Source organism: Streptomyces sp. RB17 (genome assembly GCF_009604455.1).
Lineage (GTDB): Bacteria > Actinomycetota > Actinomycetes > Streptomycetales > Streptomycetaceae > Streptomyces.
In genome coordinates, this window is record NZ_WEGL01000006.1 from 426,745 (window position 1) to 440,919 (window position 14,175).

Sequence of the window (14,175 nt, forward strand, 5' to 3'; positions counted from 1 at the left end):
AGCCCACGATGTGCTCGTTGGGGAGACCGATAAGAGGGTTGTTTTCCGTGTCCGCAGTGACCTGGGATCCCCAATCCGAGCGAACTTGGCAAAAAGGGACGTCGGTCCGCGCTTTAATCGTGTAAAGGGCGAGTTCCTGCGGGGTTACCGGCAGTTGACCGGCGATCTTCCGGAGCTCGTCGTAGGAGTTCGCGGTACCGGCGAATACGTTGTGCGGGTAGGGATGACCTGGACGACCGAGGGTGTTCGGAAGCGACACGGATGGGGGCGGACATGTCCATGATGAAAGGGGCGAACACGCCGGTGCCGACCACGGCGCTGCGCGTGGAACTCGGCTGGCGCTCCGGACCCGGCGTGCCCGACGCGGACGCCTCCGCGCTGCTGCTCGCCACCGGGAAGGTCCGCTCCGACGACGACTTCGTCTTCTACAACCAGCCCGCCCATCCCTCCGGAGCGGTGCGCCACGAGGGCAAGAGGACGGTCGCCGCGGGCGTCACGGACACCCTCTCCGTCGACCTCGCGCGCGTGGAGGGCGCGATCGAGCGGATCGTCCTCGCCGCCTCCGCCGACGGCGGGACCTTCGGGCAGGTCCCCGGCCTCTACATCGAGGTGACCGACGCCGTGAGCGGCCAGGCGGTCGCCCGCTTCGACAGCGCCGGCGCGACCGTGGAGACGGCCTTCGTGCTCGGTGAGTTCTACCGCCGTCAGGGCGGCTGGAAGTTCCGCGCCGTCGGCCAGGGCTACGGCAGCGGACTGGAGGGCCTCGCAACGGACTTCGGCATCACCGTGGACGAACCCCAGCACGCCGCACCGCCCGCCGCGCCGCGCCCGGCGACACCGATCCCGCCTGCCGCACCGGCCCGGGTCACACCGCCGCCACCTCCCGCAGCGGCCCCGGTGACACCGCCCGGGCCTCCCACGCCGACCACCGCACCGTCACTCCCGGCCATGCCGCCCCCGACCGTGGCGCCCGCGCCCGCGACACCTCCGGCGCCGCAGCCCGTCCGCCTGTCCAAGATCACCCTCACCAAGACGGCGCCCTCCGTCTCGCTCGCCAAGCAGGGCGGCACCTCCGGAGCCATGCGGGTGAACCTCAACTGGCAGATGCGCACCCACCTCTCCGGCGCCTGGGGCAGCCGGAGAGGAGGCGGGCGAGGAGAGGTCGACCTCGACCTGTGCGCCCTGTACGAACTCGCCGACGGCCGCAAAGGGGTCGTCCAGGCCCTCGGCAACGCCTTCGGTTCGCTGCAGCGGCCGCCGTACATCCACCTCGACGGCGACGACCGCACCGGTGCCGTGGCGAGCGGTGAGAACCTCACCGTCAACCTCGATCACCGGCAGGACTTCCGGCGCATCCTCGTCTTCGTCACCATCTACGAAGGCGCGAACTCCTTCGCCGACCTGCACGCCACCGTCACCCTCCAGCCGCAGCACGGGGCCGCGATCGACTTCTCCCTCGACGAGTGCACGGTCCCCTCCACGGTGTGCGCGCTCGCCCTGATCACCAACACGGGCGGCGATCTCCTCGTGCAGCGCGAGGCCCGGTATCTGGTGCCGGAGCGCGGGGTGAGTCCGCAGCGGACCATAGACCGCGCCTACGGGTGGGGCATGAACTGGACGCCCGGCCGCAAGTGACCGGGCTCAGCCCTCGTCGGGCACGGCATCGGGCCGCGCGTAGGTGCGGCCCTTCCAGGCGGCCCCGCGCCCCCGGTAGTGCTGCACGGCCGAGTCGACCGTCATCAGCAGATAGAGCGACGCGGTGAACGGCAGCAGCGGCGCGAGCCACAGCGGCTGCCGGTAGTAGCGGAGCATCGGCACGTACGTCCCCGCCATCACCGCCCACGCCGCAGCGCCGACGACCACCGTCGCCGCAGCGCCCCCCGCCGCTCCGACGGCCACCGCGACGGGCGGCACCAGATAGACCAGCGCCAGCCCGGCGACCGTACCGAGGAGCAGCAGGGGGTTGTGCAGCAACTGGGCGTAGGCGCTGCGCGAGACCATCCGCCACAGGTCGTGCAACCGCGGGTAGGGCCGCACGCTGTCCACCCGGTCGGCAAGTCCCAGCCAGACGTGCCCGCCGGTCCCCTTCACCGCACGCGCGAGCGCCACGTCGTCGATGACGGCGTGCCGGATGCCGTCCGGGATGCGGGCCTTGTCCGCCATCTCCGCGCGCAGCAGGACACAGCCGCCCGCCGCCGCGGCCGTACGCGAGTCCTTCCGCCCGATCCGGCGGAAAGGATACAGCTGCGCGAAGAAGTAGACGAACGCCGGGACCACCAGACGCTCCCACGCGCTCTCCACCCGCAGCCGTGCCATCTGCGACACGACGTCGAAGCCCCCGGCGTGGGCCGCCGCCACCAACGCCCGCAGGCTGTCCGGCGCGTGCGCGATGTCCGCGTCCGTCAGCAGCAGGAACTCGGGGTCACGCGCGCGTGCCAGGCCGATGCCGTGCCGGACCGCCCACAGCTTGCCCGTCCAGCCCGCCGGCGGCTCACCCGGAGAGCCCACGGTCAGCGGCAGTCCACCGTGCCGTCGGGACAGCTCGCGGGCCAGGTCGCCGGTGCCGTCGGTGCTCCCGTCGTCCACGAGGAAGACCTCGGCCGGCCCCGGATAGTCCTGCGCCAGCAGCGACGGCAGGCTCGCGGGCAGCACCGCCGCCTCGTCCCGGGCCGGTACGACCACACAGACCGAAGGCCATGCGACCGGGTCCCGCCGCGGCGGCAGTCGTACGTCCGTGCGCCAGAAGAAGCCCTGGCACAGCAGCAGCCAGCACCAGGCGGCCAGCGACACGACGGTGATCCACAGCAGGGCGCTCACGCCCGCAGTCTGCCCCACCGGAAGGGTCCGCGAGGCCCCATCGTCTATCGTGGCCGGGTGAAGATCGCGCTCATGGACTCCGGAATCGGCCTGCTCCCCGCCGCCGCCGCGGTACGGCGGCTGCGGCCCGACGCGGATCTCGTGCTCTCCTGGGACCCGGACGGGATGCCCTGGGGACCGCGCACCCCGCAGGACATCACCCAGCGGGCCCTCGCCGTGTGCGAGGCCGCCGCAGCCCATGAGCCCGACGTCCTGATCGTCGCCTGCAACACCGCGTCCGTGCACTCCCTGCCGGTGCTGCGGGGCCGCTTCGAACCTGATCTGCCGATCATCGGCACCGTCCCGGCGATCAAGCCGGCCGCTGCGGGCGGCGGCCATGTGGCGATCTGGGCGACCCCCGCCACCACCGGAAGCGCCTACCAGCGGAACCTGATCGAGCAGTTCGCCGCCGGTGTGGCCGTCACCGAGGTGCCCTGCCCCGGTCTCGCGGACGCGGTGCACCACGCGGACGAGGGCGCGATCGACGCCGCGATCGCCTCGGCCGCCGCCCGCACCCCCGAGGACGTGACCACCGTCGTGCTGGGCTGCACCAACTACGAACTGGTCGGCGAGCGCATCCGGGCAGCCGTCCAGCGGCCCGGCCGCCCACCGCTCGCCCTGCACGGCTCCGCTGGGGCGGTCGCCGCACAGGCCCTGCGCAGGATCGGTGCGGAGCCGGCCCCCGCCGCCGTCGCCGACACCACCCTCACGGTGCTGCTCAGCGGTCGCGAGGCCACGCTCCCGGACACGGCGCTGTCCTATGCGGAAGGCCGTTTCCTGCAGGCGGTCAGCCCGGTCCGCTGATCGGGCCGGGCGACGACGGCCGCGCCCACCCCGCCCTGGTCCACCCGGGTCGGTCACCGTCTGCTACGCCCTACCCGCGCACCGAAACCTGAGTAACCTCATAAACATGAGGGACCACCGCCACGCCGACGACGGCCCGAACCCCGAGGTCTGGACCGGGCGCGCCACGAACCGGGTCCAGTGGCTGCTGGCGCTGGTCGGCGCGGCCTGCATGGCCCTCGGTATCGAGCTGGCCGTGGACTCGGCATGGACTTCCGGCATCGCCCCGCTGGCGATGTCGGTCGTGGGCTGCATCGCCGCCGGCCTGCTGGTCCTCTTCGGCACGCTCGCCTTCGTGCACGTCGATCTCAGGCTCGACAAGGAGTGCGTCGAGGTCCGTTGCGGCCACATGGGGCTGCCGCGCCGCCGCATCCCGCTCTCCCATGTGGCCGGCGCAGACTTCACCGCCCTCGTCACCCCCCGGGCCTGGGGCGGCTGGGGCTACCGGTGGCGCCCCGAGAAGGGCACGGCCGTCGTCGTACGCCGTGGCGAGGGCATCGTGCTGCGCCTGTGGGACGGCCACACCTTCACGATCACCGTGGACAACGCCGAGTCGGCGGTACGGGTGATCAGGGCCCGGTTGCGGACGATCACTCCGGGTTCGGCCCGCTGAGATCGCGCGTCGCGCGGCGGCGCGGGCAGGACGCCGTCAGGGCCTGGGCTCAGCGCCGTCGCGCGCCCACGGCCGCGCCGTCGCCCATCCGGCCAGCAGCCCGGCGCCCACGGTCACCGCGGTGAAGCTGAACGCGTTGCTCACCGTGGCGAACACCGCCAGCGCCGTCAGGGCCGCGCCGGCGGTCAGGGCGACCGGGGTCGCGCGAGGGGAACGCCACAGCGCGTGCAGCACCCAGCAGTACGCGGCGACGCACAGGAGCGCCCCGACGACGCCCTGCTCCGCCGCCAGCTGGAGCAGGGCCGAGTGCGGCTTGCCGTCGGCGGACAGCGTCTGCGGGGCCGAGCCGCCCAGTTCGCCGAACCGTCCCGGACCGACCCCGAGCCCCCGGTTCCGGCCCGCCAGGTGCAGGGCGTCCTGCCACAGCGCGACCCGGTGCGCGCTCAGCCGGCCTTCGAGCACCCGGGCGAGTCCGCCCGGCAGTACGTCGGCGGCGAGTGCCCAGGCCGTTCCGGCCACCAGCGCCGCGGCCACCGCCAGGCCCAGCAGGCAGGCACCCCGCCGGGACACCGAGCCCGCGGTGAGCGAGCACAGCAGTACGGCCGCACTCGACACGCATCCGGCCGCCGACCCCAGCACGGCCCCGGCCAGCACGATCCCGACGGCCAGGAGCCGCAGCACCAGCCTCAACTCCGGTACGGACGTGGCCCAGGCGGCGCAGCACGCGGCGCCCGTCGCCAGCGCCAGGAGGGCGGCCGTGCCACCGGCGTGGCCGAGCGGGACGGCGTACCGGGGTCCCGTGGAGAGAGCGGGCAGGGCCACGGCCAGGGTCAGTCCGGCGACCGCACCGGCAGACGGCGCGGCCACCGGCAGCAGCGCACCGGACACCCGGCCCACGGCATGACCGGCGGCGACGGCGAGCACCGCGAGCAGCACGCCCTCGGGCCGTCCGTCATGCGCCGCCGCGGTGATCAGCGACCAGCCGGCGCAGGCGCCCAGCAGCAGCATGCCCGCCCCGTCAGAAACGTTTCGCCTGACGTCGACCGCGCCCGCATCCACACCGGCCGCGGACCTCGTCCCCGTCGACCCCACCGCTGCCCCTCGTCCCCGGACCCCTGCCTCAGGCCGCGACCGGGCCCCGCGCTGGATCCGGCCGCACTGCCGAGGCTGGGCTCACCGTAGCGGCTGATGACCGGTTTGGACACGAGATGCGGCGGAAAGTGGCGGTGGGGATGGGCGGAAGGCTGTGGAGGGGGTGGGTGACGGGGGCGTTCGGTGCGGCTGGTGCGGTGGTTCCGTTGTGCGGGAGTGCGCGGGTGCGGGCAGGCCGCGGACCGGTGCTCTGCGTGCGACCGCTGGGCGTCGGGATGGGGCTTCCACGCGGCCGCCGGCATTCGGGATGCGATGTCCGCGCAGCCGTCGGGAGTCGGGACAGCCCCTCCACGCGGCCGCGGGGGAGCCGGCATCGTGCACCTCGCGCGGTCGCCACGAACCGGTGCCGGGCACGGCCGCCGGGACGGGGCGTCGGGCACCACACGGGCGCGCCGGCCGGGCTGGGACGGCGGCGACCAGGGAGAACCATGGGCCGCGGTGCCGGTCCCGGCCCGTGAACCGCGCTGTCGGCGGCCCAGGTGGCCGCCGTACACTCACCCGGGTGACCGTCACCGCAACTTCCGTGGACCAGCCGGACCAGCTCCAGCCGTCCCCCGCGCCCAGCGCGCTCCGCGGCCGCCTGCTCCGTCTGGTCCCGGCCGTCGCCTCCGCGCTCTGCGGAGTGCTGCTCTACGTGAGCTTCCCGCCGCGCACCCTGTGGTGGCTGGCGCTGCCCGCCTTCGCCGGTTTCGGCTGGGTGCTGCGCGGCCGTGGCTGGAAGTCGGCCCTCGGCCTCGGCTACCTCTTCGGGCTGGGCTTCCTGCTGCCGTTGCTGGTGTGGACCGGCGTGGAGGTCGGTCCCGGTCCCTGGCTGGCGCTCGTGGCCATCGAGGCGATCTTCATCGCCCTGGTGGGCGTCGGCGTCGCTGCCGTCTCCAGGCTGCCGGCCTGGCCGGTGTGGGCTGCCGCCGTCTGGATCGCGGGCGAGGCGGTACGCGCGCGTGTGCCCTTCCGGGGCTTCCCGTGGGGCAAGATCGCGTTCGGGCAGGCGGACGGCGTCTTCCTGCCGCTCGCCGCGGTCGGTGGCACTCCCGTGCTGGGTTTCGCGGTCGTGCTGTGCGGATTCGGCCTGTACGAGGCCGGCCGGCTGATCGCCGAGCGGCGCCGGACCGGGGCCGTACGGCGCGGCACGGCCGCCGCCGCACTGCTCAGCGTGGCCGTCCCGGTCGCGGGCGCGGTCGCCGCCCGGCCGCTGGTGAGCGACAAGGCGGAGGACGGCACCCGGACCGTCGCGCTCATCCAGGGCAACGTGCCGCGCTCCGGGCTGGAGTTCAGCGCCCAGCGGCGGGCCGTGCTCGACCATCACGTGCGCGAGACGCTCGAACTCGCCGCCGACATCAAGGCGGGCAAGACCCCGAAGCCCGACTACGTGCTGTGGCCGGAGAACTCCTCCGACATCGACCCCTTCGCCAATCCCGACGCGGCGGCTGTCATCGACGAGGCCGCCAAGGCCGTCGGCGTGCCGATCTCGGTCGGTGCCGTCGTGGAGCGGGACGGCAAGTTGCTCAACGAGCAGATCCTCTGGGAGCCGGGCAAGGGGCCGACGCAGACCTACGACAAGCGGCAGATCCAGCCGTTCGGCGAGTACCTCCCGCTGCGCGGGCTCGTCGGCGCGATCAACAAGAACTGGACCGGCATGGTCCGCCAGGACTTCAGCCGGGGCAGCACGCCGGGCGTGTTCGACATCGACGGCGCCAAGGTGGGCCTCGCCACCTGCTACGAGGCCGCATTCGACTGGGACGTGCGGGACACCGTCACCCATGGCGCGGAGATGCTCTCCGTGCCGAGCAACAACGCGACCTTCGACCGCAGCGAGATGACCTACCAGCAGCTCGCCATGTCCCGGATCCGCGCCGTCGAGCACAGCCGCACCGTCACCGTGCCGGTCACCAGCGGCGTCAGCGCGGTCATCATGCCGGACGGGAAGATCACCCAGCGGACCGGCATGTTCGTGCCCGCGTACCTCGTCCAGAAGGTGCCGCTGCGCACGTCCGAGACCCCCGCGACCCAACTGGGCATCCTCCCGGAGATCGCTCTGGTGCTGGCCGCCGCGGGCGGTGTCGGCTGGGCGATCGGGTCCGGGCTGCGCCGGCGGCGCGCCGGTGGCGCGTAGCCGTACGACCGGCATACGCCCCCTGAAACGGCGCGTACGCCCGCTGAACCGCCAGGAGGGCACGGGCCCGGCCCGTTAGGGTCGGGCCCATGGCTACTCCTGACTTCATCCGCACGCTCCGGGCCTCCGCCGGCCGGCAACTGCTCTGGCTCCCCGGAGTCACCGCGATCGTCTTCGACGACGAGGGCAGAGTGCTCCTGGGCCGGCGGGCCGACACCCGCAAGTGGTCGGTGATCGGGGGTATTCCGGAGCCCGGTGAGCAGCCCGCGGCCTGTGCCGTGCGGGAGGTCTTCGAGGAGACGGCGGTGCGCTGCGTGGCCGAGCGGGTCGTCCTCGTCCAGGCCCTGGAGCCGGTCACCTACCCCAACGGCGACCGGTGCCAGTACATGGACGTCACCATCCGCTGCCGGGCGGTGGGCGGCGAGGCCCGGGTCAACGACGACGAGTCCCTGGAAGTGGGCTGGTTCACGGTGGACGCGCTGCCCGATCTCCACGAGTTCGGCCGCTTCCGGATCAAGCAGGCCATGTCCGAGGCACCCACGTGGTTTGACCCTACGACTGTCGGCTGAGGTATGGGTGGTCACTCCATGTGGTGACGGGTGGGTTCCGCTTAGGGTCGGCGCATGACCTCGTCCAGCCTCCCGCCCGGCCTTCGCCCCCAGCCCCTCGCCCTCGACCTCGGCGGCCGCACCGCCCTCGTCACCGGCGCCGCAGGCGGCATCGGCCGCGCCTGCGCGCTGCGGCTCGCGGCCGCCGGAGCGCAGGTGCGGGCCGTCGACCAGGACGCGGCCGGCCTGGCCGCGCTGGCCCGGCAGGCGGAACGGGCCGGTGACCTGCCGGGGACCGTCGCACCGCACGTCGTGGACCTCACCGACCTCGACGCCGCCGAACGCGCCGCCGCCGGTGCCGATGTGCTGGTCAACAACGCGGGCCTGCAACTGGTGCGCCCCATCGAGGAGTTCCCGCCCGAGGTCTTCCACACCGTGCTGACCGTGATGCTGGAGGCGCCGTTCCGCCTCATTCGCGGCGCCCTGCCGCACATGTACGCGCAGGGCTGGGGCCGGATCGTCAATGTGTCCTCCGTCCATGGTCTGCGCGCCTCCGCCTTCAAGTCCGCGTATGTGGCCGCCAAACATGGTCTGGAGGGCCTGTCGAAGACGGCCGCTCTGGAAGGCGCAGCCCATGGGGTGACCTCGAACTGTGTGAACCCGGCCTATGTGCGCACACCCCTGGTGGAGAAGCAGATCGCGGACCTGGCGCAGGCGCACGGCATCCCCGAGGAACGCGTGCTCTCCGAGGTCCTGCTGAAGGACAGCCCGGTCCAGCGGCTCCTCGAACCGGAGGAGGTCGCCGAGGCCGTGGCCTACCTGTGCAGCCCGCAGACGTCCTTCGTCACCGGCACCTCGCTGGTGCTCGACGGCGGGTGGACGGCCCACTGAAGCGTGCGGCGGCGCCCGGCCCGGAAGTTTTCCACAGGCCTGACGGGCCGCCCGGCCGATGCGTAATCCTGTGACCATGTCTCGCGATCACGTTCAGTCGGCACCCAGCGGCAGCGCCGAGGCCGCCTACCTCGAGCTGCTGGCCCGCGACGCCTCCGCCGAGGCGTACGAGCAGCCGGTGCTGCTCGCCCGAGCCGAGGGCGGCCCGGCCGGCCGGCTCGCCGCGCTGGAGCGGGCCAAGCTGCTCGCCCTGCGAGTCAGGGCCGAGCTGGAGGGGCGCCGGCGACGCGAGGCGGAGCTGTCCGCGCTGTTCGAGACCGCCCACGACCTCGCGGGTCTGCGTGACCTGGATGCCGTCCTGCAGGCCATCGTGCAGCGCGCCCGCTCCCTGCTCGGCACGGACGTCGCCTACCTCACCCTGAACGACCCGGCGCGCGGCGACACCTACATGCGGGTGACGGAGGGCTCGGTCTCCGCCCGCTTCCAGCAACTGCGCCTCGGCATGGGCGAGGGTCTCGGCGGACTGGTCGCCCAGACCACCCGGCCGTACGTCACGGACGACTACTTCAAGGACGCCCGCTTCCAGCACACCCTCACCATCGACGCCGGCGTACGCGACGAGGGCCTCATCGCCATCCTCGGCGTCCCCCTCATGCTCGGCCCGCACGTCATCGGCGTCCTCTTCGCCGCCGACCGCAGGGCACGCGTCTTCGAACGCGAGCAGATCGCGCTGCTCGGCTCCTTCGCCGCGCTCGCCGCGGCCGCCCTCGACACCGCCAACCTGCTGACCGAGACCCGCGCCGCGCTGGCCGGCCTGGAGCGCGCCAACGAGATCATCCGCGATCGCAGCGCGGTCATCGAGCGCGCCTCGGACGTCCACGACCGGCTCGCCGAGCTCGTGCTGCGCGGCGGCGGGGTGCACGACGTGGCCGCCGCCGTCTCCGAGGTCCTCGACGGCACCGTGGAGTTCAGCGAGGCCGACGCGGCACCGGCCGAGCCGCTGGAGGCCTCCCGCGCCGAGGGGCACGCCGTACGACACGGCAGCGACTGGATCGCGGCGGTCGCCGCGGGCGGCGAACTCCTCGGCGCGCTGGCCCTGCGCGGACACCCCGGCCTCGATCCCGTCGACCAGCGCACCCTGGAGCGCGCGGCGATGGTCACCTCGCTGCTCCTGCTCGCCCGTCGCTCGGCGGCCGAGGCCGAGCAGCGCGTGCGGGGCGAATTGCTGGACGACCTGCTGGACGCACGCGACCGCGATCCGCGCCTGCTGCGCGACCGCGCCGCCCGGCTGCACGCCGACCTGGACGCCACCCATGTCGTCCTCGCCGCGCGCCTCGACGGCCCGGCGGCCGACGCCGACGAGGAGGCCGCGGCCCGTCGTCGCCTGTGGTCGGCCGCCTCCCACCTCGCCGCGACCCGGCACGGCCTGGCCGCCGCACGCGACGGCGGCACCGTCCTGCTGCTCCCACTCACCGGCGACGACACCGCCACGGACCTGGCCCGGCACACCGCCCGCCACCTGGGGACGGCCGTCCACCAACCGGTCACGATCGGCGCCTCCGCCCCCGTCACCGACCTCGCCGCGCACCCCGAGACCATCGCCGCCGCCTACGCCGAGGGCCGCCGCTGCCTGGACGCCCTGCACCTGCTGGGCCGGACCGGGGACGGTGCAGCGGCCGAGGACTTCGGCTTCCTCGGCCTGCTCCTCGCGGGGGAACGGGACATCGCCGGCTTCGTCGACCGCACCATCGGCCCGGTCGTGTCCTACGACGAGCGACGCGGTACGGAGCTGCTGCACACCCTTGACACGTATTTCGCGTGCGGGATGAGCCCGGCCCGCACCAAGGAGGCGCTGCACGTCCACGTGAACACCGTCGCCCAGCGGCTGGAGCGGGTGGGCCGCCTCCTGGGCGAGGACTGGCAGACCCCGGCCCACGCCCTGGAGATCCAACTCGCCCTGCGACTGCACCGGTTGGCGGCACCGGACAGACGCTGAGCCCTGTACCGGGGGCGGTCCCCTCCCTGCTGGGAGACACAGGCTCCCAGTCCGCTCCTGGGAAGGGCGCAGAGGGGTCAGTAGCCGACCGGTCGGTTATCTTCCTACACTCATGTCATGGGACGTACCAGTGATGCCAGGCGGAAGATCCTGGACGCCGCCCGCTCGCTGATCGAGGAGCGCGGGTACTCGGCGCTCGGCGTGGCCGAGATCTGCAAGGCGGCGGGGGTGCCGAAGGGGAGCTTCTACTATTTCTTCGAGTCCAAGGAGGCCCTCGCGCTCGCGGTCGTCGACGAGCACTGGGCGGCCCAGCAGCGCGACTGGACACGGGTCCTGACCGGCGACACGGAGCCGCTGCCGCGGCTGCGGCGACTGTTCGAGGAGACGGGGGCCGGGCAACGCGCCGTCCAGCAGAGCTGTGGCACCGTGACAGGCTGTCTGTTCGGGAACCTCACCCTGGAGCTGAGCAACCAGACCGAGGCGGTCCGCGGGCGGCTGCAGGAGATCTTCGACGCGCAGGTCGACATGGTGGAGTCCGTCATCGCCGAGGCCCGCGAGCGCGGCGAGGTCGGTGTGGCCGACACCCGGGAGGCGGCGCGGGCGGTGGTGGCCCAGCTGGAGGGTCAGGTGATGTTCGCCAAGCTGTACAACAGCACGCAGCGGCTGAGCCCCCTGTGGGAGAACTGCCGGGCCCTGCTGGGTGCGGTCGGCGCCTAGGACCACGTGACGGGTCCGCCGGTCTCGGCCGGTTGCCGCTGCCGTACGAGCGTTCTGGTGCGCATGGCATGGTGCTCGGTCCGTCGTCGGTGCGCTCATCGCGCGCCCGCCACCGGCGCCGCTGCGACGGCCGGCTGTCCTGCCGCTGATCGGCGCAGCCTCTCGGCGCGTAGCATGGCGTTCGTGGAACTGCGTCAGCTGCGGTACTTCGTCGCCGTCGCCGAGGAACTGAACTTCGGCCGGGCCGCCGAGCGGCTGCTCATCGCGGGACCCTCGCTCTCCCAGCAGATCAAGGCGCTCGAAAGGGACCTGGGCGTCCGGCTGTTCGACCGGGACCGCCGCTCTGTCTCCCTCACCCCGGCCGGCGCCGCCCTGCTCCCGCACACCCGCGCCCTGCTGGAGCGGGCCGACGATCTCAAGCGCCGGGCCGGCCGGCTGTCGGGCTCGGAGTCGGTACGGCTCGGATACGTCAACTGGTTGCCCTCGGACCTGACTTCGCGGACCGCCGCGGTGGCCCAGGTGCACGTGGACGCCTGGGTCGCCCCCTCGCACACCCAGGCCGCACGGGTCGCCGACGGCAGCCTGGACCTCGCCGTCTGCTGGGTGCGTACCGAGGACCTCAAGCGGCTCGGGCTGCGGGCCCGGCTGATCGGCGCCGACCGGCTGTACGCCGTGGCGAAGGGCACCGACACGAGCGACCTGCCCGCCCGGGACGCCGACATCCTCATCGACGACGACGTCACCGCCTGGGCCTCCTGGAACGAGTACGCCGCAGAGCTGACGCATGTGACCGGGGCCCGCGCGGTGCGCATCTCCGACGGCGCCATCACCGGACCCGCCTTCTTCGACCACGTCCGCCGTTGCAGCCGCCCCGTCCTCAACTCGCCCAAGGGTCAGACCGCGCCGCTGCCGCGTGACCTGGTCCGCCGCGAGATCGTCGGGCCGAAGGTGTACTGGACCTGGTCCCTGGTCTGGCGCGCGAGCGAGGACCGTACCGGCGTCCTGGCCGCCGTCGACGCCCTGTGCGACGGCGTCGGCGACCTCGGGATCCATGCCCCGGATGCCTGGCTGCCCGCCGACGATCCCCACGCCGTCCAGGGCTGAGGTGCGCTGGGAGGCTGCACCTCCCAGGGGGGAGGAAGCCGGTCCTTCTGCTGCCGGGCTTGCCGACCTAGGTTTTCGAATAGTCGACCGGTCGGCTAGTGACCGGTCAGCCCCTTCGGAGAAAGTCACGATGAGCACACAGCATCAGAAGGTCGCGATCATCACCGGCGCGTCGCAGGGCATCGGCGCCGCTCTGGTCGAGGGCTACCGCAGGCTCGGCCACGCCGTCGTCGCCACCTCGCGCACCATCGCCCCCGCCGACGGCGCCGACGTCCTGACCGTCCAGGGGGACATCGCCGTCCCGGCGACCGCCGAGCGGGTCGTGGCCGCCGCCGTCGAGCGGTTCGGCCGTATCGACACCGTGGTCAACAATGCGGGTGTCTTCGTCGCGAAGCCCTTCACCGACTACACGGCCGAGGACTACACCGCTGTGACCGGCATCAACGTGGCCGGCTTCTTCCACCTCACCCAGCAGGCCCTGCCGCACCTCCTGGCCCAGGGCGGCGGACACATCGTCAGCGTCACCACGAGCCTGGTCGACAGCCCGGACGCCCGGGTCCCCTCCGTCCTCGCCTCACTGACCAAGGGCGGCCTGCAGTCCGCGACCAAGTCCCTGGCCATCGAGTACGCGACCCGAGGCATCCGCGTCAACGCCGTGTCGCCCGGCACCATCAAGACTCCCATGCACCCGGAGGAGACCCACGAGTTCCTCGCCGCACTCCACCCGGTCGGCCGGATGGGTGAAGTGAGCGACATCGTCGACGCGGTGCTCTTCCTGGAGACGGCGCCGTTCGTGACCGGCGAGATCCTGCACGTCGACGGCGGCATGAGCGCCGGACACTGACCGCACGTCACGTATCGGACCAGGAGCGGACATGACCACCACGACCGACGACGCGGAGATCCTGACCAGAGTGCTCGACCGGTGGAAGGCCGCGGTCGACGCACACCAACCCGGGCGCGTCGCCGCCCTCTTCACCGAGGACGCCGTCTTCCAGGGACTGCATCCCTACAGTGTCGGACGCCAGGGCGTCGCCGACTACTACGACTCCCAGCCTCTCGGAATGACGGCGGCGTACCGGATCCTCGAGACCAGGCGGCACGCCGACGACCTCGTTCTCGGCTACCTCGCCGTCGAGTTCTCCTTCACCGACCGGCCTCCGCTCGACGTGAAACTCTCCGTCCTCGTGAGCCGCACCGGGGGCGACTGGGCCATCAGCCACTACCAGGTCTCCCGCCTGGATTAGCCGATTCGGTCATCCAGCCGCTCCGGTCGTCGTGCCCCCGAGCGGGGCGGCTGGTGGTGGGATCACCGCCTGGTGATCCCACGCCGGGGCGCTCG

At 73.0% G+C, this 14,175-nt stretch carries 13 protein-coding genes; 11 read left to right on the forward strand and 2 right to left on the reverse strand.

The window, feature by feature from the left end; all coding sequences use genetic code 11:
- The first annotated feature begins 279 nt into the window (after positions 1 to 279).
- On the forward strand, positions 280 to 1,635 hold the full coding sequence (locus tag SRB17_RS27120) for a TerD family protein (protein ID WP_228396339.1): 1,356 nt from the start codon (positions 280 to 282) through the stop codon (positions 1,633 to 1,635).
- Positions 1,636 to 1,641: 6 nt separating this feature from the next.
- On the opposite strand, the gene SRB17_RS27125 is transcribed toward SRB17_RS27120, so the two are convergent.
- Positions 1,642 to 2,835, reverse strand: a complete 1,194-nt coding sequence (locus tag SRB17_RS27125; protein WP_416237091.1) for a glycosyltransferase — start codon at positions 2,833 to 2,835, stop codon at positions 1,642 to 1,644.
- A 39-nt stretch (positions 2,836 to 2,874) separates the two neighbouring features.
- On the opposite strand from SRB17_RS27125, the gene SRB17_RS27130 reads away from it, so the two are divergent.
- Positions 2,875 to 3,660 carry a glutamate racemase gene (locus SRB17_RS27130; protein WP_323376299.1) on the forward strand — a complete coding sequence of 262 codons (786 nt, stop codon included), beginning with the start codon at positions 2,875 to 2,877 and terminating at the stop codon, positions 3,658 to 3,660.
- Positions 3,661 to 3,766: 106 nt separating this feature from the next.
- Positions 3,767 to 4,312: a hypothetical protein gene (locus SRB17_RS27135; protein WP_153542741.1), complete on the forward strand. Its 546-nt coding sequence runs from the start codon at positions 3,767 to 3,769 to the stop codon at positions 4,310 to 4,312.
- A gap of 36 nt (positions 4,313 to 4,348) precedes the next feature.
- On the opposite strand, the gene SRB17_RS27140 is transcribed toward SRB17_RS27135, so the two are convergent.
- Complete coding sequence (locus tag SRB17_RS27140; RefSeq protein ID WP_153542742.1) at positions 4,349 to 5,320, reverse strand: O-antigen ligase family protein; 972 nt, start codon at positions 5,318 to 5,320, stop codon at positions 4,349 to 4,351.
- Positions 5,321 to 5,966: 646 nt separating this feature from the next.
- Between SRB17_RS27140 and lnt the strand changes: the two genes are divergently transcribed.
- The 8 genes from lnt (at position 5,967) to SRB17_RS27180 (ending at position 14,080) form a co-directional block, all read left to right on the forward strand.
- Entirely contained in the window at positions 5,967 to 7,577 is a 1,611-nt protein-coding gene (gene lnt, locus SRB17_RS27145) for an apolipoprotein N-acyltransferase (RefSeq protein ID WP_323376300.1), read from the forward strand.
- Positions 7,578 to 7,666: 89 nt separating this feature from the next.
- Positions 7,667 to 8,146 (forward strand): NUDIX hydrolase, encoded by a 480-nt coding sequence (locus tag SRB17_RS27150; protein ID WP_153542743.1) that lies wholly within the window; start codon positions 7,667 to 7,669, stop codon positions 8,144 to 8,146.
- 54 nt (positions 8,147 to 8,200) lie between these two features.
- Positions 8,201 to 9,016 (forward strand): 3-hydroxybutyrate dehydrogenase, encoded by an 816-nt coding sequence (locus SRB17_RS27155; protein ID WP_153542744.1) that lies wholly within the window; start codon positions 8,201 to 8,203, stop codon positions 9,014 to 9,016.
- Positions 9,017 to 9,092: 76 nt separating this feature from the next.
- Positions 9,093 to 11,012 (forward strand): helix-turn-helix domain-containing protein, encoded by a 1,920-nt coding sequence (locus SRB17_RS27160; protein WP_153542745.1) that lies wholly within the window; start codon positions 9,093 to 9,095, stop codon positions 11,010 to 11,012.
- Positions 11,013 to 11,129: 117 nt separating this feature from the next.
- Entirely contained in the window at positions 11,130 to 11,729 is a 600-nt protein-coding gene (locus tag SRB17_RS27165) for a TetR/AcrR family transcriptional regulator (protein ID WP_153542746.1), read from the forward strand.
- 174 nt (positions 11,730 to 11,903) lie between these two features.
- Complete coding sequence (locus SRB17_RS27170; RefSeq protein WP_153542747.1) at positions 11,904 to 12,833, forward strand: LysR family transcriptional regulator; 930 nt, start codon at positions 11,904 to 11,906, stop codon at positions 12,831 to 12,833.
- Between the two features lie 130 nt (positions 12,834 to 12,963).
- The gene (locus tag SRB17_RS27175) at positions 12,964 to 13,677 is read left to right on the forward strand and encodes an SDR family NAD(P)-dependent oxidoreductase (RefSeq protein WP_153542748.1); all 714 of its coding nucleotides are present in this window, start codon (positions 12,964 to 12,966) and stop codon (positions 13,675 to 13,677) included.
- 31 nt (positions 13,678 to 13,708) lie between these two features.
- Positions 13,709 to 14,080 (forward strand): YybH family protein, encoded by a 372-nt coding sequence (locus SRB17_RS27180; protein WP_153542749.1) that lies wholly within the window; start codon positions 13,709 to 13,711, stop codon positions 14,078 to 14,080.
- Positions 14,081 to 14,175 lie beyond the last annotated feature (95 nt).